This window comes from Collinsella aerofaciens (assembly GCF_040910325.1).
In the GTDB taxonomy this organism is placed as follows: Bacteria; Actinomycetota; Coriobacteriia; order Coriobacteriales; family Coriobacteriaceae; genus Collinsella; species Collinsella aerofaciens_BL.
The window spans coordinates 31,873-50,637 of sequence record NZ_JBDGAV010000013.1 but is presented as its reverse complement, the minus strand read 5'-3'; the positions used below and the strand labels follow the sequence as shown (position 1 = coordinate 50,637).

The window sequence follows — 18,765 nt, the reverse complement described above, 5'->3', positions numbered from 1 at the left end:
CCTCGTGTTCTCTTCTTAAATCATGCATTGTAGCAGTCAAAGTGCGTTAAGATACTTCCTCAGTATTGGGCGCCCAAGGTTGGGCTGGGTCCTACGAGGCCTGCAGCCGACCGGTCGCATGGAAAAAGGAGAAACATGGCTACGTTCTTTCCCGGTGAGTCCCACACGTTTTCGGAGTATCTGCTGGTCCCTGGTTACTCGTCCTCGCAGTGCATCCCCAACAACGTCTCTCTTAAGACGCCGCTAACCCGCTTTAAGCGCGGTGAGAAGCCGGCAATCACCCTGAACATCCCCATGGTTTCCGCCATCATGCAGTCCGTCTCGGGCGTCGACATGGGTGTCGCGCTCGCTACCGAGGGTGGCCTGTCCTTCATCTACGGTTCTCAGACCCCCGAGTCCGAGGCTGCTATGGTTAAGGCCGTTAAGGATCACAAGGCTGGTTTCGTTCAGTCCGATTCCACGCTGACCCCCGACATGACCATGGAGCAGGTCATCGAGCTCAAGGAGAAGACCGGCCACTCCACCATGCCGGTCACCGACGACGGCACTCCCAAGGGCAAGCTCCTGGGCATCGTCACCAGCCGTGACTATCGCCCCAGCCGCGATGACCACCAGAAGAAGGTTTCCGAGTTCATGACCCCGCGTGAGCAGCTCATCGTGGGCGACAAGAACATCAGCCTCAAGGTTGCCAACGACGTCATTTGGGACAACAAGCTCAACGCCCTGCCGATCGTCGACGACAACGATCACCTTATGGGCATCGTCTTCCGCAAGGACTACGACAGCCACAAGACCAACCCCAACGAGCTGCTCGATAACGACAAGCGCTATATGGTCGGCGCCGGTATCAACACCCGCGACTATGCCGAGCGCGTGCCGCTGCTCATCGAGGCTGGCGCCGATGTCCTGTGCATCGACTCCTCCGAGGGCTTCAGTGAGTGGCAGAAGCGCACCATCGAGTGGATTCGCGCCAACTACGGCGAGGACGTCAAGGTCGGTGCCGGTAACGTCGTCGACGCCGAGGGCTTCCGCTTCTTGGCCGACTGCGGTGCCGACTTCATCAAGGTCGGTATCGGCGGCGGTTCCATCTGCATCACTCGCGAGACCAAGGGTATCGGTCGTGGCCAGGCCACCGCGCTGATCGACGTCTGCCGCGCCCGTGACGAGTACTATGAGGAGACCGGTGTTTACGTGCCCGTGTGCTCCGACGGCGGTATCGTATACGACTACCACATGACGCTCGCCCTTGCTATGGGTGCCGACTTTATGATGCTGGGTCGCTACTTCGCCCGCTTCGATGAGAGCCCGACCGAGCGCGTCAACGTCAACGGCCAGTACATGAAGGAGTACTGGGGCGAGGGTTCTGCGCGTGCTCGCAACTGGCAGCGCTACGACCTGGGCGGCGCCGCGAAGCTCAGCTTCGTCGAGGGCGTTGACTCCTACGTTCCCTACGCCGGTTCCCTCAAGGACGGCGTGGGCGGCACGCTCTACAAGGTCAAGTCCACGATGTGCAATTGCGGTGCCCTCTCGATCCCCGAGCTCCAGGAAAAGGCACGCCTGACCCTGGTCAGCTCCACCTCCATCGTCGAAGGCGGCGCCCACGACGTTGTCGTCAAGGACTCCCAGCAGAGCGTTTCCTATCGATAAGGTAAGAGCTGCATATCAAAGGTTGAGCATCAACCACGTTATTTAGATAAAGCGAGATGCCTGCAAGTCGCAGGCATCTCGCTTGTCGTATTTGCTATTATCAGTCGAGTCAACCTTAGGGTCGGGCGGCTTAGCTTTGTTCGCTACAAGTTCCGCACGCAAAGAAGAGCACTAAATGTGCTCTTCGTCTTGCGCAGGACTGTCCGCAGTAGCGAATAAAGCTAAGCCGACCGACCCCAGCTAAGATTAAAGGAGCTGATATGTGCGATTGCACAGATCATAAGGACGAGATCCCTGCCTACGACGCGCAGGCCATTGAGTCCAAGTGGATGAAGGCCTGGGAGGACTCCAACCTCTTTGCCGTCGACACCGACGACAGCAAGCCCAAGAAGTACGTGCTCGAGATGTTCCCGTATCCGTCGGGCGACCTGCACATGGGCCACGCGCGCAACTATACTATCGGCGATGCCATGGCCCGTCAGGCCCGCATGCGCGGCTACGACGTGCTGCATCCCATCGGCTTTGACGCCTTTGGCCTGCCCGCCGAGAACGCCGCCATCAAGCACAACACGCAGGCTGCCGCTTGGACGTACAAGAACATGGACCAGGCGCTCGCCACGATGAAGCGTATGGGCTTTTCCTACGATCTGGATCGCATGGTCAAGACCTGCAGCCCCGATTATTACCGTTGGGGTCAGTGGATCTTTGAGAAGCTGTGGGAAAAGGGCCTGGTCTACCGCAAGAAGAACCCGGTCAACTGGTGCCCTAACTGCAAGACCGTTCTGGCCAACGAGCAGGTCACCGAGGGTAAGTGCTGGCGCTGCGGCACCGAGCCCGAGAAGCGCGACCTGGAGCAGTGGTACTTCAAGATTACCGAGTACTCTCAGGAGCTGCTCGATGACCTGGAGAAGCTCCCCGGCTGGCCCGAGCGCGTCAAGCAGATGCAGGCCAACTGGATCGGTCGCTCCGAGGGCGCCGAGGTCGACTTTACCCTGTGCGACCAGGATGGCGAGCCCATCGAGGGCGATGAGGGCAAGATCACCGTCTTCACCACGCGTGCCGATACCCTTTTTGGCGTCTCCTTCTTTGTCCTGGCTCCCGAGTACGCCGGCCTGCACGAGCTCGTCGAGGGTACGGAGTACGAGGAGGCCGTGACCAAGATCGTCGAGGACTCCAAGCATATCTCCGCCGTCGAGCGTGCCCAGGGCACCCTCGAAAAGCACGGCGCCTTTACGGGCCGCTATGTGGTAAACCCCGTCAACGGCGAGAAGGTCCCCGTTTGGGTTGCCGATTATGTCGTTGCCGACTATGGCACCGGTGCCGTCATGGCCGTTCCCTGTGGCGACCAGCGCGACTTTGAGTTTGCCCGTAAGTACGACCTGCCGATCGTGCCGATCATCCTGGACGATGACGATCGCGCTGCCGTCGAGGCCAGCGGCGAGACCATCGATACCTTCCATGCCGAGACCGTCGACTGGGATTGCGCCCACGCTGCCGAGGGCACGCTCGTCCAGTCTGGCAAGTACACCGGCATGCGCGGCGGTAAGCACTCCGAAGGCGAGGCTGCGATCGTGGCCGACCTCGAGGCCATGGGCTGCGGTCGTCGCAAGGTCGAGTTCCGTCTGCGCGACTGGCTCATTTCCCGTCAGCGCTATTGGGGCAACCCCATCCCGGCCATCCACTGCGAGCACTGCGGCATCGTACCCGTGCCCGAGGATCAGCTGCCGGTGACGCTGCCCGAGAACCTGGACCTGGGTGCCGGCGAAACCCTCGCCGAGTGCAAGGAGTTCTACGAGACCAAGTGCCCGGTCTGCGGCCGCCCGGCCAAGCGCGAGACCGATACCATGGACACCTTTACCTGCTCCAGCTGGTATTACCTGCGCTATACCGACCCGCACAACACCGAGCTGCCCTTCTCCCGCGAGGCCGCCGACCGTTGGATGCCCGTCGATAACTACATCGGCGGCATCGAGCACGCCATTCTGCACCTGCTCTACAGTCGCTTCTTTACCAAGGCACTGCGCGACCTGGGCCTGCTGAGTGTGGACGAGCCCTTCACTAACCTGCTGTGCCAGGGCATGGTCAAGGACGAGAACGGCGACACCATGTCCAAGTCCAAGGGCAATGTCGTGCCCCCGAGCTCGGTCATCGAGCCCTACGGCGCCGACACCATGCGTTTGGCGATCCTGTTTATCGCCCCGCCCGAGAAGGACTTCGACTGGGATCCCAAGGCCGTTGAGGGCGCCAACCGCTTCATCAAGCGCGCCTGGCGTATCGTGTGGCAGCTCGTCCAGTCCGGCGACGCCAATGTGGTCTTCGACAAGTCCGCACTCGACGAGGTCGCGATGAAGCTCTATCGCGAGCGTCACCGCACCATCGCCAAGTGCACCGAGGACTTCGATCGTGGCCAGTTCAACACTGCCATCTCGGCCGTCATGGAGCTCGTCAACGCGGCGAGCGCCTACCTCAATGCCACTGAGGGCGCTTCCCGTGACAAGGCGCTGTGCTACGGCGTGGCTAAGGATATCGTGAGCGTCCTTGCCCCCATCTGCCCGTTCTGGGCCGACGAGCTGTGGCACGAGGCGCTCGGCTGCGAGGGCAATGCCTACACCGCCGCCTGGCCCGAGTTCGACCTGGCCGAGTCCGTTGAGGACACGGTGCAGATCGTGGTCCAGGTGCTTGGTAAGGTCCGCGGCCGCGTCGAGGTGGCCCGCAATGCCTCCAATGAGGATATGCGGGCTGCCGCCGAGGCCGCCGTCGCCAAGTGGCTCGAGGGCAAGACGGTCGTCAAGGCCATCTGCGTGCCCGGCAAGCTCGTGAACCTGGTGGTCAAGTAAGCTCGGCAACCTGAGCCAACATGTACAAAACGAGGGGCGGAACCACAAGGGTCGCCCCTCGTTTTGCTTGTGCGGGCCGGGCGTCTGCGGCAAATTGTCTTATTCTTGTGGAGAACCTGTGCTCGCGCTGACCTGCGACTTTGGGTTGTGCTTGCGCGTTTTCGCAGGTATTGATATAGTTTGCTTGCAAATGAAGTTGTAATTGAAAGAAGTGGGGTTTCGGCCCTGCTTCTTTTTTGTATGGATGGAGGTGCCGCAATGGTCAAGACCAAGACCGAGCAGGCGATCATCGACGCGCTCGAGGCCGTCGCTCCCCAGCACGATGTCGACATTGTCGACGTCGAGCTCGTGGGTGCCACCAAGGCCCCCTGCGTGCGTGTGCGTATCGAGGGTGCCGAGGGTCAGAGCCTGTCGCTCAACGATGTCACGGCCAACACCAAGTGGGTCGGCGATGTGATTGAGGAGCTCGACCCCATCTCTTCGAGCTATACGCTCGAGGTTTCGAGCCCTGGCATGGCGCGCCCGCTGCGCCGTCCGAGCGACTTTGCCCGCTTTGTGGGCGAGGACTGCGAGCTCACCTCCACCGCCACCGAGGGCCGTCGCAAGTACGCCGGCAAGATTGCCGCCGCCACCGAGACGAACGTGACCCTCGAGCTCGAGGACGGCGAGTCCGTTACCCTCGATTTCTCTGATGTTAAGAAGTGCAAGTTGAAGCCCACCTATGACTTCAAGCCCGCGAAGGAAGGAAAGTAAGATGGCAGCATCCGACATGATGTCCGCCCTGATGGAGCTTTGCCAGGAGAAGCACATCGACCAGCTCTACCTGATCGACCGCCTGGAGCAGTCGCTCGCCAAGAGCTATGCCGAGATCCTGCATCTTGAGTGGGGCGCCAAGGTGACCATCGACCGTACCACCGGCAAGATCTACGTCTACCGCCTGGAGCCGATCGACGATTCCATGGACGAGGAGGGCAACTTCACCGAGTTCGAGGAGATCGACGTTACTCCCAAGAATACGAGCCGCATCGCTGCCCAGCACGCCAAGGCCGAGATCAACGCCATCGTGCGCAACTCCGCCCGCGAGCAGATTTACGAGGAGTTCTCCGGCCGCATCGGTGACCTCATCAGCGGTACCGTGCTGCAGTCCACGCCCGACTTCACGATCGTCAAGATCCGCGAGGGCGTCGAGGCCGAGCTTCCGCACTTCGACCAGCGCCGTTACGAGAACGAGCGCAACGAGCGTCCGATGGGCGAGCGCTACCTGCACAACCAGCACATCAAGGCCGTGATTATCGACGTTCGCGACCCCAACTCCAACCTGCAGCCGGTTCGCGGCGAGCACAGCCGTCCGCCGATTGTCATCTCCCGTACCCACCCCGAGCTCATGCGTCGTCTGTTTGAGCAGGAGGTGCCCGAGATCTATGAGGGCACCGTCCAGATCAAGTCGATCGCCCGCGAGCCCGGCCAGCGCTCCAAGGTCGCCGTCCACTCGCTCGACGATCGCCTGGATCCCGTGGGCGCCTGCGTCGGCCCCAAGGGCAGCCGTGTTCGCGCCGTCGTGGGCGAGCTCCGTGGCGAGCGCGTCGACGTCATCCTGTGGGATGCCGATCCGGCCGTCTACGTCGCCAACGCCCTGTCGCCCGCCAAGGTCACCCGAGTTCTCATCGACGAGGAGAAGGCCTATGCCGGCGTTATCGTGCCCGACGACCAGCTGTCCCTCGCCATCGGCAAGGAGGGCCAGAATGCCCGCCTCGCCGCTCGCCTGACCGGCTGGCACATCGACATTAAGTCCGAGACCCTTGCCGCCGATATCCTCAAGAACGTTCCCGTTCACGAGGAGCCCGCCGCCGACCTGATCGGTGACGAGGAGGACGAGGACGTCCGTCGCTGCGAGTTCGTGTCCGAGGACGGCATCCAGTGCCGCAACCAGGCCCGTCCCGGCTCCCGTTTCTGCGGTGTCCACGACACCGACGCCTTCGATGATGCGGAGGACCTGATCTAGCGCGCGGTCGCGCCGGGCGGGTCCCGGCGCATCTCCCACGCTCGTTCAGTCTCTAGGCACCCAAGGTGCCAGAAAGGGTAGGTGAAGTCATATGGCAAAAGTCCGTGTGTCCACCCTGGCCAAAGAGTTCGGCATGACCTCCAAGGAACTGATGGGTCATCTCGCCGAAATGAAGATTCCCGCTAAGTCCGCTTCCTCCGCCCTGGAGGACGCCTACGTCGCTATGGTCCGCAAGCAGCTCGCCTCGGTGATCGAGGCCCGCGCCCAGGAAGTCGAGGCCGCCAAGCAGGCCGAGGAGCAGGCAGCCGCCGCCGAGGAGGCAGCACGCGCTGCCGAGGCCGAGCGCGAGCGCATCGCCGCCGAGAAGGCCCGCGAGGAGGAGCGCCGCCAGTTTGCCGCAGCCCAGGCTGCCGAGGAGGCCGCCCGCGCCGAGGCCGAGGCCAAGAAGAAGGCCGAGCAGGAGCGCCTTGCCCGCGAGAAGGAGGAGGCTGCCCGCGAGGCCCAGCGCCGCGCCGTTCCCGCTTCCGACTCCGGTTCGCGCTTCCGTTCGCTGCTCGACCAGATCGCCGCACAGGAGACCGTGCTCAAGGAGAAGAAGGACGCCGAGGACAAGGCCAAGGCCGAGCGCGCCGCCGAGCGCGGTAACCGTCGTGGCGGCAACAACGACCGCCGCGGTGGCCGTCGTAACGATCGCAACGCCTCCGACAACAACTCCGAGCGCAACGCTTCCGAGAGCCGTCCGCACAGCCATCGCACCAACGCCAGCAACAACGTCGCTGCCGGCATGGACTTCCCCAACCCCGATAAGCAGGGCAAGGGCAAGAAGCGCAAGGGCGGTCACAACAACGAAGAGGACCACTACAGCCGCATGGCTCGCGAGGCCGAGGAGTACAGCCGCCAGAAGGTGCTCGAGGAGGCCCGCGCCGCCGTCGAGGAGGCCTCTCGCGAGTCTACCGGTCGCCGCAAGAAGCGCAAGGAGAAGCGCGAGCGCGAGGCTGCCAAGGCTCAGGAGGAGCGCAAGATAGAGGAGGCGCTAGCCCAGGGCGTGAACCCCGAGGACCTCGACGCCATCAAGGTCTCCCAGGGCGTTACCGTCCAGGAGCTTGCCGAGGCGCTCGACGTTCCGGCCAACGACATCATCAAGCGCCTGTTCCTGTTGGGTACGCCGCTCACCATGACGCAGTCCATGTCCGACGACCTCGTCGAGCTCGTCGCCGACGACCTGGGCCGTCAGATCAAGATCATCACCCCCGAGGAGGAGAACACCTTCTCGTTCTACGACGATCCCGCCGACCTTAAGCCGCGCGCACCGGTCGTCACCGTCATGGGCCACGTCGACCACGGCAAGACGTCGCTGCTCGACGCCATCCGTCACACCGGCGTCGCTGCCGGCGAGGCGGGCGGCATTACGCAGGCCATCGGCGCTTCGCAGGTCATGATCAACGACCGCAAGATCACCTTCATCGATACCCCGGGTCACGCTACCTTTACGGCCATGCGTGCCCGTGGCGCCAAGGTGACCGACATCGTCATCCTGATCGTCGCCGCCGACGACGGCGTCATGCCCCAGACGGTCGAGTCGATCAACCACGCCAAGGCCGCCGGCGTTCCCATCGTCGTCGCCGTCAACAAGATCGATAAGCCGGGCGCCAACCCCGACCGCGTGCGCCAGGAGCTCACCGAGTACGGCGTCATCCCCGAGGAGTGGGGCGGACAGAACATGTTCGTCAACATCTCGGCCAAGCAGAAGATCGGTATCGACGACCTTCTGGAGACCGTGCTGCTCCAGGCAGACGTGCTCGAGCTCAAGGCTAACCCGGACACCTTTGCCTCCGGCAACGTCCTCGAGGCCAAGCTCGACAAGGGCCGCGGCTCGGTCGCTACCGTGCTCGTGACTCGCGGTACCCTGCACGTGGGCGATACGCTGGTCGCCGGCCTTACCTACGGCCGCGTCCGTGCCATGCTCGACCCCAAGGGCCGCGCCGTCACCGAGGCTGGTCCCTCCGACGCCGTCGAGATCCTGGGCCTGCAGTCCGTGCCCAACGCCGGCGACGAGTTCCGCGTGTTCGAGGACGAGCGCGAGGCTCGCGCCTTGGCCGACGAGCGTTCGCTCAAGGCCCGTATCGAGGAGCAGAGCCGCGTCAAGCACGTCACGCTCGAGAACCTCTTCGAGACCATTGCCGATGCCGAGGTCAAGGAGCTCAACCTGATCATCAAGGCCGACGTCCAAGGTTCCATCGAGGCCCTTCAGGACTCGCTCGACAAGATGGATCAGTCCGAGGTTCGCATCAACACGATCCACTCCGCCGTTGGCGCCATCAACGAGACCGACGTCGTCCTGGCCGACGCCTCCAACGCCATCATCATCGGCTTTGGCGTCCGTCCCGACGGTAAGGCCCGCTCCGCCGCCGAGCGCGAGGGCGTCGAGATCCGTTGCTACGACGTCATCTACAAGTGCCTCGAGGAGCTCGACGCCGCCCGTATCGGCATGCTCAAGCCCACCGAGGTCGAGGTCGCCACGGGTACCGCGACCGTCCTGGACACCTTCAAGGTGCCCAAAGTCGGTATCGCCGCCGGTGTCCGCGTCGAAGAGGGCGAGATCGCCGCGACCGATTCCGTGCGCCTGGTGCGCGATGGCATCGTGGTCTTCAACGGCAAGATCGCCTCGATGCGCCACTACAAGGACGAGGCCAAGAGCCTTAAGAGCGGTTCCGAGGGCGGCATTGGCTTGGAGAACTTCCAGGACATCAAGCCCGGCGACCAGATCGAGGGTTACCGCATCGACCAGGTTGCCCGTACCGAGTAGGGGGTAGCGCTATGAAGCAAACGCAGGCAACCCGCCGTCTGGGCGAGCAGCTTCGCGAGAAGCTTGGTTATATCCTGCTCTTTGAGGTTTCCGATCCGCGTCTCGACCTGGTTACTTTGACCGCGGTCGAGGTCGCGGTGGACCGTTCGTTCGCGCGCGTGTACGTGTCGTGCGATGCGAGTCGCTACGATGAGGTCATGGAGGCGCTCGCAAGCGCCAAGGGCCGTATTCGCAGCCTGTTGGCTCGCTCGCTCGATTGGCGTGTCACGCCCGAGCTCGATTTTCGCATCGATCGCTCGACCGATGAGGCCGAGCGCATCACGCGTGCGCTGGAAAACGTTCCCGCCACGCTTGCGATCGAAAAGGACGAGGACGGCTATCCGATAGCGGATGCCGCCCAGGAGGCAGCTTTAGATGACTAATTCCGCCGACCTCGCCTCGTGCGAGTCTGCAGATATTCAGCGACGCATCCTCGAGCTCATCGAGGGTGCGTCCTCCATTGCGATTTCGGGACACACTTCTCCCGACGGCGATGCTTTGGGCTCTGTATTGGGTCTGGGCCTTTCGCTCATGAAGTTTTTCCCCAACAAGGACATTGCGCTGCTGCTGGCAGACGATGACCCGGTTCCGCGCATCTACCGCTTTATGGAAGGCTCCGATCGCCTGGTGCCAGCATCTGCGTACACCGGCAATCCGGACCTGTTCATCTCGGTGGACGTACCGGTCGTCGAGCGTCTCAATAATTCCGCCGAGGTGCTTCGTCGCTCCAAGCATGTGGTGTGCTTTGATCACCATCCGGCGCGCGAGGAGTTTGCCGAGCTCAGCCTGAGGCGTGTCGAAGCTGCAGCCTGCGCCATGATCATTGACCGCTTCTTGGACAATTGTGGCATTGTCGCCCGTGATGGCGTCGCGACTTGCTTGCTGTGCGGCTTGGTGACCGACACCGGTCGTTTCCAGTACCAAAACGCCGATGCTGCTGCGTTCCATGCGGCCTCGCGACTGGTTGCACACGGTGCCGATCCGGCGCGTGTGGCACTCGAGGTATATCAGAGCATGCGCGTTGAGTTTTTGCACCTCAAGTCCATCGTTATGGGCCGTATTAAGACGGTGGCCCACGGGCGCGTGGCGTATAGCTACGCGTACCAGAGTGACCTTGAGGCTTGCGGTGTCACCTCGGATGAATGCGACGGCCTGGTTGACGTGGTGCGCTCGGTGATGGGCGTGGAGGTCTGCCTGTTCCTGAAGGGCATTGAGGGCGATACCAAGGTGCGCGGCAACCTGCGCTCCAAGGGCGACCTCAACGTGTCCGAGATCGCTGCTGCCTTTGGCGGAGGCGGACATTCCGCTGCCGCCGGTTTCTCCAACAACGGAACGATTCTCGAGACGCTCACCGTGGCACTTCCCATGCTGGCCGAGCTGGTAGGGGAGGATCCCGCTTCAGTGACCGTCGAGCTTTAACTTTTTGGATGGCACATGGCTCGTCGTACGCCTTCTCAACTGAATATGCTGCTCGCCGTCGATAAGCCGGTGGGCTGCACGTCCCACGATGTGGTCTCGCAATGTCGGCGCGCTCTCCATGAGCGGCGCGTCGGCCATGCCGGCACGCTCGACCCTATGGCATCGGGTGTCATGGTGGTGGGCGTGGGCCAGGCCACCCGTCTGCTGGGTATGCTAACCCTCGATACCAAAAGCTATGTCGCCGACATTTCGTTTGGTGCCGAGACCAATACCGATGATGCGGAGGGCGAGGCGGTCCGCACGGTGGCTGTTGCCAACGAGCTCCGCGATCCTGCCTATGCCCGTGAGCACTTGGCCGCCATGTTGGGTCCGCAGATGCAGGTGCCGCCGGCGTTTTCGGCCATCTCGGTTAACGGCGTCCGCGCCTACAAGTCTGCGCGCGAGGGCAATGCGGTGGATCTGCCTCCGCGCCCCGTCGAGGTCTATGCCGCCGACCTGATCGCCGTGAGCGGCGAGGGCGATACGTGTGTGTGGACCGTGGCGTTTTCGGTGAGCAAGGGCACCTACATCCGTGCGCTTGCCCGCGATTTGGGCCGTGCCTGTGATAGCGCCGCGCATATTTCCGCGCTTCGCCGCACTGCCTCCGGCGTTGTTTCCATTGGCGCCTGCCATGCGGTGGAGGAGCTTTCTCCCGAGTCCGCCGCTGGGTTTGCCCTGGATCCCATCGCGGCTCTGGGCGCCACGCGCGTCGATTTGCCGGGCGACCTTGCCGATGACCTGCTTTGTGGCCGCCGCATTCCCGTTGAGCGTGCGCTCGCGGCTTTCGATGCGTCGAAGGCGCCGTTTGCGCTCGTACTCGATGGGGGGCTCAAGGCGCTTGCCCGTATTGAGGGTGGCCGCTTTGTCATGGAGCATGTCTTTCCGCAGGCGATCGGCGGTGTTCGATGATGTTGTCCGCTCGTGACCTCGCGCGTGTCTTTTTCGCGGGCGAGTCGGACGAGGCTCGCATCGTTACTGCCGATACGTTTGATGAGTGCGAGCACTTGGGTGCCGCATCGATTGCCATCGGCGTGTTCGACGGCGTGCACCGTGGACACCAGGAGCTCATCGAAGCGCTTGTCCGTGATGCCCGTACCCATGGCTGTAAGGCGGTCGTGGTTACCTTCGATCCCGACCCGGACGTTGTGGTGAGCCCTTCGCCCGCTCAAAAATTGATGACGACGGCCGACCGCCTGCATGCCCTGGCTCAAACCGGGGTCGATGCGGTGGTGGCCGTTCCCTTTACGCCCGCCGTGGCGGCACTCGATCATGTCGGGTTTCTGGCGCTGTTGTCGCGCGTTATCGACATTCGCTCCATTCGTGTAGGTAGCGATTTTAGGCTCGGCCGCGGAGGCGCTTCGGGCGTTGCCGAGATGCGCGCCTGGGGCACTGAGCGTGGGGTTGACGTTTACGGTCACGACCTGCTCTGCGTTAACGGGCAGACCGTCTGCGCCACGCGCGTCCGCCATGAGCTGGGTCAGGGTCATGTGGAGCTGGCTGCCGAGCTTCTCGGCCGTCCCTATATGCTGCGCGGCGTTGTGGCGGCTGGCCGTCACGAGGGCTCCGATATGGGCTTTCCCACGGCAAACATCCAGGTGCCCGACGGCATCCAAGTGCCTGCCGATGGCGTCTATGAGGGTCTGGTGCTGGTCGACGATACCGTATGGCCTGCTGCCGTTAACGTCGGCCTGCCGCCGACGTATGCCGACGATGCCGCTTCGGCGCATCTCGAGGCCAACTTGATCGGGTATGCGGGCGACCTGTACGGCGCCTCGGTGTCGCTGGCGTTTACGCGTTGGCTGCGACCGTCGCGGGTGTTCGATTCGCTGGACGAGCTTATCGCGACCGTCGAGGGTAATATCGACGATATTCGTCATAACTTGGGTGAGCAGGGGGTGAGCATCCGTGATTAGCGATGAGGAAAAAGATCAGGTACGCGCGGCGTCGGACTTGGTTGCCATCGTGCAGGAAACGGTTGAGCTCAAGCCCCGCGGCCATGAGTTTTGGGGCTGTTGCCCGTTTCATGGCGAAAAGACCCCATCGTTTCACATTATCCCTGCTACGCAGGTGTGGCACTGCTTTGGCTGCGGCGAGGGCGGCGACGTCTTTACCTATATTATGAAGCGCGAGAACCTGAGTTTTCCCGAGTCGATCCGCTATTTGGCTGATCGTGCAGGCATTGAACTGCACGATACCGGTGCGCAGCGCGATCGCGGCACCAAGCGCGCCCGCATCTATGATCTGTGTGCCGAGACGGCTCAGTTCTACCACACCATGCTTATGCGCGGTAAGGACAGCCGTCCGCGCGAGTACTTTGCCAGCCGCGGTATGGGTGGCGACGTTTGCCGACGCTACTGCCTGGGCTTTGCGCCGGGTCGTAACATGCTGGTGACTCATCTGTCGCAGGCGGGCTTTACCCCGCAGGAGATGATCGACGCCAACGTGGCCGTGAGCCGCGGGCGCGGACAGCTCGCGGACCGCTTTTACGACCGCGTGATGTTTCCCATCTTTGATGAGCAGGGTCATAACATCGCCTTTGGCGGGCGCATCATGGGCGATGGTCAGCCCAAGTACCTCAACACCGCCGAGACGAGCGTGTTTCATAAAAAGCGAAACCTCTACGGCTTTAACTGGGCCAAGGAGTTTATCGTTGCGCAGGATACCGCCATCGTGGTGGAGGGCTATACCGACTGCATCGCCTGCTGGGAAGCGGGGATTAAAAACGTCGTTGCCACGCTAGGCACCGCGCTCACTGATCATCACGTCAAGACGCTCACCCGCTTTGCCAAGCGCATTGTATATATGTTCGATGGCGACGCCGCCGGTCAAAAGGCCGCGCGCCGCGCGATTCAGTTTATCGAGCAGGATTCGATGGACCTGCGCTGCGTGGTGCTGCCTGACGGCAACGACCCCATGGAGTTCATCACGGCGCATGGTGGCGAGGCGCTGCAGGCGCGCATTGACGCGGCCGAGCCCCTCATGGACTTTGTCTACCGCTCGCTGCAGGAGTCGAGCGACATTACCACACCGGGCGGTCGCGCCAAGGCGCTCGAGGACGCGCTGACGCTCATCTATCCGCTACGTGACAGCTATATGATCGACACGTACTTTATCCAGATTGCCGACCTGCTTGGTTTGGACCTGGAGACCGTGCGCGCGAGTTCGGGCCGCGTGTTTCGCGATGTCGCCAAGCGTGAGGATGCCGAGCGCCGGCGTGAGCAGAACTACGAGCGTCAACGCGCGCAAGCTGAGCGCGCGGGCGGTTCGCAGGGACGAAGCTCGGGCGGCGGTGCGGCTGGTGCGCGCAGTGCCGGTCGTGGTGCTTGGGCCGCGGGTGCGACGCCGCCGGTATCCGCACCGGTCGAGGAGGACCCGTACGACTACGTTCCGCTTGATGCCTATGGGGCCGCACCGGTGGAGGTCGACGAGGATCTGCCGCCAATCGATGTGCCGGCGGGAATGGAAAGCACTGCGCCCGTTGCCGATAGTCCAAGCGCGGCGGCAGCTCCGTCGATGCCGATCGTTTTGACCGATCTGGAGCGGAAATCCCTGGCGGGTGAGCGCGAGCTGCTGACGATGCTCACGAGCTACCCCGATCTGTTCCGCACGTATGCCGATCGCATTTGTTCTATCGAGTGGGTCGACCCGCGTCACGAGTCCATTGCGTGGGCCGTGCTGGCGATGCCGCCGGGAACCGATCCTGCGGCATGCATGGATGCGGCACGCGCGGTGTGTCCCGAGGCGGCATCGCTTGTCAGCGCCGGGCGCATCTCGGCAACGAGTAAGCACCCGACCGAGACGAACATCGTCTTTATGCTCGATACGCTCGAGCTCTACACCATCAAACGCCGTATGCGAGCCGCGCAGGCCAAGTTGCGTCAGGACCGTTCACTCGACGATGAGGCCCGTCGCGTGCTGACGATGCAGGCGGTGCAGGATTCACAGCGCCAGCGCGAGCTCCAAAAGTCGATCGGTGGCGTGGCCGACCCGTTCCGTTTGATCGGTTTGGAGACCGCAGGTGCCGATCAAGCCTAGATGTTGTGGTCAACCAGCGTATTCTCGCCTATATCCTGTCTTTATTTTGGGTATAGACGTCCATGTGTGTGCTAAAGTATTGAGTCCTGTGGACTACGAAGGGAGAATCTGTGCCAAAAAAGACTGAGAGCACGGGTACTGGGCTGGAATCCTACGTTGCAAAGCTCATGGGCAACGGCTCAAACAGGACTTCGGTAACCGAGGACGAGATTCAGGTCGCCCTGAAGGATATCGATGTCTCTGATGAGCAGCTCAACGCGGTGTATTCCGCGCTGCGCAACAGCGGCATCCAGATTATCTCCGCGAGCGGAAACGACGACGCCCCGATGGACGTCGACGATGACGATAACGATACCGACGATTTCGACGATGACGAGCACGATTCCGGCTCGCTTGACGATCACGAGCTTAAGATGGCCCGCCAGGCCGATGCCGAGATGGGCTCTTCCAAGAGCAAGAAGAAGCGCACCGTGCGCACGTCCCGTTCGCGTTCGCGCGTGCGCGGCATCGATGCCTCCACGGTGATGCTGACCGGCGACCCGGTTCGTATGTACCTCAAGGAGATCGGTAAGGTCGACCTGCTGACCGCATCTGAAGAGGTCGATCTGGCCATGAAGATCGAGGCCGGTCTCGAGGCTACCGAGAAGCTCGAGGCTGTCGATGCAGGCGAGATTGAACTCACACGCTCCGAGATGCGTCGACTTACGCGTATCGAGAACGTTGGTCTTGAGGCCAAGCAGGCGCTCATCAGCGCAAACCTGCGTCTGGTCGTCTCCATCGCCAAGCGCTATGTCGGCCGTGGCATGCTGTTCCTGGATTTGATCCAGGAGGGCAACCTCGGTCTGATACGCGCCGTCGAGAAGTTCGACTACCAGAAGGGCTTTAAGTTCTCCACGTACGCCACGTGGTGGATCCGTCAGGCCATTACGCGCGCTATTGCCGACCAGGCCCGTACCATCCGTATTCCCGTGCACATGGTCGAGACCATCAACAAGCTCGTCCGCGTGCAACGCCAGCTCCTCCAGGATCTGGGTCGCGACCCGACCCCTGAGGAGATCGGTGCTGAGATGGACATGAGCGCCGACCGCGTCCGCGAGATCCAGAAGATTTCGCAGGAGCCCGTGTCGCTCGAGACCCCGATCGGTGAGGAAGAGGATTCCCAGCTGGGCGACTTCATCGAGGACTCCCAGGCTATCGTTCCGCCCGATGCCGCCAGCTTCTCCATGCTGCAGGAGCAGCTCACCCAGGTGCTTGATTCGCTTGCCGATCGCGAGCGCAAGGTTATCGAGCTGCGCTTTGGTCTCGTCGACGGACATCCCCGTACGCTCGAGGAAGTTGGCCGCGAGTTTGGCGTCACGCGCGAGCGTATCCGCCAGATCGAGTCCAAGACCCTGGCCAAGCTCCGCCACCCGAGTCGCTCTAGCAAGTTGAAAGACTACATCGAAAGCTAGTCAAGCAAGAGGCGCCCTCAAGCACATCCGCTTGAGGGCGCTTTCATGTAGTCGTTGGGGACGTTCTTAAATGACTAGGTAAATGACTAGGTCGGAAAATTTCTTAAAAAAGTTCTTGCCCTTCGCCCAATCGTCCGTATAATAAACTTCGTTGCTTGAGAGCACGCACCTATTCCTCGGTAGCTCAATGGTAGAGCACGCGGCTGTTAACCGCGCTGTTGTAGGTTCGAGTCCTACCCGGGGAGCCAGGTTGTAAAACCCGTCGCTTATGCGGCGGGTTTTTTCATGCCGCGATCGCCGTTCGTGAACGTTACCATATCAACATTTCGTGTCGAGGATGTAATCCCGAGCCCCGCCACCTCAACATGCCGCGGTCGTTGTAGAATATTGCAATGATTGCTCCCACGACATGGTGCCGCGAGCACCAAGAAAAGGAGATTCTTGTGTCTGAGACCATTAACGGCAGCCTGAGCGTCTCGAACGACGTTATTGCCGATATTGCCGGTTATGCCGCGATGACGTGCTATGGCGTTGTCGGTATGGCTGAGCAGCTCCAGGGCGCCGAGAGCGTGCGCCTGCTTGCCGGTCAGCGCCTCCGCAAGGGTGTGCTTGTCTCCGCCGACGAGAACGGCCTTACGGTCGATCTTCACGTCGTGCTCGAGAACGGCGTCAACATGAAGTCCGTCTGCCACAATCTTTCGAGCTCCGTTGCCTTCACCCTGCAGGAGATCGCCCAGATCGATCCCACCAGCCTTAAGATCGGCATCCATATCGACGCGCTCAAGAGCCGTCTGAACTAGCATCCGAAAACGGAGATTCAAATACCCATGATTGCAAAGACCATTCGCACCTGTTTTCCGATCGCTGCGGCTGCCGTTTCCGACAAGGCCGAGGAGATCAACAAGCTCAACGTCTTCCCCGTACCCGACGGCGACACCGGTACCAACATGTCGCTCACGCTCGCCTCGGTGACCAAGGAGCTTTCCGCCCTTCCCGCCGACGCCGACATGGAAGCCATCGCCGGCGCCATCACCCACGGCTCCCTGATGGGTGCCCGCGGTAACTCCGGCGTCATCACCTCGCAGATTCTGCGCGGCGTGGCCGAGGGCCTCGTCTCTGCCGATGAGCCCATCACCTCCGCCAACATCGCTTATGCGTTCCGTCGTGCCGTCAAGGTCGCCTTCCAGGCCGTCCGCAAGCCCATCGAGGGCACGATCCTCACGGTACTGCGCGATGTCTCGACCAAGGCCGACGAGTGCGAAAAGAAGAAGTTCTCGGCCGAGGACGCGCTCGATGCCATCGTTGTCGAGGCCTACCAGTCTGTCGCCCGCACGCCCGACCTGCTGCCGGTTCTGAAGGAGAACGGCGTGGTCGACTCCGGCGCCTTTGGCTTTGCCATCTTCCTCGAGAACTTTGTTGCCGCTGCGCTCGGCCGTAGCACCGTTGTCGAGGATTTCTCCGCCACGTTTGATTCTGCCGGCTCTGCCCGCGATGCGGCCCTCGGTCGCGTTGAGATCGAGGCCAACGATGACTGGGAGGGCTCGGAGTTCCGCTACTGCAACGAGTTCCTCTTTAAGGCCGATGCCCCGTTTGACGAGGACGAGTGCCTTAAGTTCCTGGGCTCCATGGGCGACTGCGAGTTGCTCGTGGGTGCCTATCCCGACTACAAGATCCACGTGCACTCCAACACCCCCAACCTGGTGCTCGAGCACATGCTGCAGCTTGGTCAGATCTATGAGGTCTTTATCCACAACATGGAGATGGAGGCCCACGACCGTACCGCTAAGATCCACGAGGATCAGGAGAAGGCCGCCGAGCTCGCGAAGGCCCTGGGCTTTGTCGCCGTTGCCGCCGGTTCCGGTGAGGCCGACATCCTCAAGTCCCTCGGCGTTGACGTGATCGTCTCGGGTGGCCAGACCATGAACCCCTCGACCGCCGACCTGTTGGGCGCCGTCGACCAGGTCAACGCGACCTCGGTCATCATCCTGCCCAATAACGGCAACATCCGCATGGCTGCCGAGGCCGCAGCCTCTGCCTGCACCGACAAGAAGGTAGCCGTCGTTCCCACCAAGACCGTCCCGCAGGCGTTCTCCGCGCTGTTCGCCGTCCTGCCCGATTCTGAGCTCGAGGACGCCGTTGCCGCCATGGTTGACGCCATCAGCGAGGTCCGCGATGGCGAGGTCACCCGCGCCGTGCGCGACTCCAGCGCCTCGGACGGCTCTCCGATTCACTCCGGTGACGTCATGGGCATCATCGCCGGCTCCATCGACGTGGTCGGTTCCGATGTGAAGCAGGTCACGCTCGACTGCATCAACCGCATGCAGGAGGAAGAGGAAGGCGACGCGCTGACGATTCTGGCCGGTGAGGAGCTGTCCGACGAGGCCTTCCAGGAGATCGTCGATGCTATTGAGGAGGCTCAGCCCGACTTGGAGATTGACGCCCATCGTGGCGAGCAGCCGCTCTATCCCGTGATCTTCTCGATCGAGTAGG

The 18,765-nt window shown here is 62.1% G+C and carries 13 protein-coding genes and 1 tRNA gene; all 14 read left to right on the top strand.

The genetic code is table 11. The annotated features are described in order from the left end of the window. Positions 1-135: 135 nt before the first annotated feature. The 14 genes from AB5Z25_RS06750 (at position 136) to AB5Z25_RS06685 (ending at position 18,764) form a co-directional block, all read left to right on the top strand. Positions 136-1,647, top strand: a complete 1,512-nt coding sequence (locus AB5Z25_RS06750; protein WP_089571691.1) for an IMP dehydrogenase — start codon at positions 136-138, stop codon at positions 1,645-1,647. Between the two features lie 260 nt (positions 1,648-1,907). Further along, entirely contained in the window at positions 1,908-4,484 is a 2,577-nt protein-coding gene (gene leuS / locus AB5Z25_RS06745; RefSeq protein WP_368135113.1) for a leucine--tRNA ligase, read from the top strand. A 258-nt stretch (positions 4,485-4,742) separates the two neighbouring features. Next, a complete protein-coding gene (gene rimP, locus AB5Z25_RS06740) occupies positions 4,743-5,237 on the top strand; it encodes a ribosome maturation factor RimP (RefSeq protein WP_368135112.1) in 495 nt (164 codons plus the stop codon). 1 nt (position 5,238) lies between these two features. Next, on the top strand, positions 5,239-6,486 hold the full coding sequence (nusA, locus tag AB5Z25_RS06735) for a transcription termination factor NusA (protein ID WP_022094169.1): 1,248 nt from the start codon (positions 5,239-5,241) through the stop codon (positions 6,484-6,486). A gap of 91 nt (positions 6,487-6,577) precedes the next feature. Further along, positions 6,578-9,292 (top strand): translation initiation factor IF-2, encoded by a 2,715-nt coding sequence (gene infB, locus AB5Z25_RS06730; RefSeq protein WP_368135111.1) that lies wholly within the window; start codon positions 6,578-6,580, stop codon positions 9,290-9,292. 11 nt (positions 9,293-9,303) lie between these two features. Next, positions 9,304-9,714: a 30S ribosome-binding factor RbfA gene (gene rbfA / locus AB5Z25_RS06725; protein ID WP_006234038.1), complete on the top strand. Its 411-nt coding sequence runs from the start codon at positions 9,304-9,306 to the stop codon at positions 9,712-9,714. Next, on the top strand, positions 9,707-10,750 hold the full coding sequence (locus AB5Z25_RS06720; RefSeq protein WP_006234037.1) for a DHH family phosphoesterase: 1,044 nt from the start codon (positions 9,707-9,709) through the stop codon (positions 10,748-10,750). Before rbfA ends, AB5Z25_RS06720 begins: the two co-directional genes overlap by 8 nt. Positions 10,751-10,765: 15 nt before the next feature. Beyond that, positions 10,766-11,698 carry a tRNA pseudouridine(55) synthase TruB gene (gene truB, locus AB5Z25_RS06715; protein ID WP_368135110.1) on the top strand — a complete coding sequence of 311 codons (933 nt, stop codon included), beginning with the start codon at positions 10,766-10,768 and terminating at the stop codon, positions 11,696-11,698. Beyond that, on the top strand, positions 11,695-12,702 hold the full coding sequence (gene ribF / locus AB5Z25_RS06710; RefSeq protein WP_368135109.1) for a riboflavin biosynthesis protein RibF: 1,008 nt from the start codon (positions 11,695-11,697) through the stop codon (positions 12,700-12,702). Before truB ends, ribF begins: the two co-directional genes overlap by 4 nt. After that, positions 12,695-14,824, top strand: a complete 2,130-nt coding sequence (gene dnaG / locus AB5Z25_RS06705) for a DNA primase (protein WP_368135108.1) — start codon at positions 12,695-12,697, stop codon at positions 14,822-14,824. Before ribF ends, dnaG begins: the two co-directional genes overlap by 8 nt. A 110-nt stretch (positions 14,825-14,934) precedes the next feature. Next, on the top strand, positions 14,935-16,275 hold the full coding sequence (rpoD, locus tag AB5Z25_RS06700; RefSeq protein ID WP_368135107.1) for an RNA polymerase sigma factor RpoD: 1,341 nt from the start codon (positions 14,935-14,937) through the stop codon (positions 16,273-16,275). A gap of 173 nt (positions 16,276-16,448) precedes the next feature. Further along, a tRNA-Asn gene (locus AB5Z25_RS06695) sits at positions 16,449-16,523 on the top strand. Between the two features lie 195 nt (positions 16,524-16,718). Continuing rightward, complete coding sequence (locus AB5Z25_RS06690) at positions 16,719-17,075, top strand: Asp23/Gls24 family envelope stress response protein (protein ID WP_342996307.1); 357 nt, start codon at positions 16,719-16,721, stop codon at positions 17,073-17,075. Positions 17,076-17,102: 27 nt separating this feature from the next. Continuing rightward, the gene (locus tag AB5Z25_RS06685) at positions 17,103-18,764 is read left to right on the top strand and encodes a DAK2 domain-containing protein (RefSeq protein ID WP_368135106.1); all 1,662 of its coding nucleotides are present in this window, start codon (positions 17,103-17,105) and stop codon (positions 18,762-18,764) included. The last annotated feature ends 1 nt before the right edge of the window (position 18,765 follow it).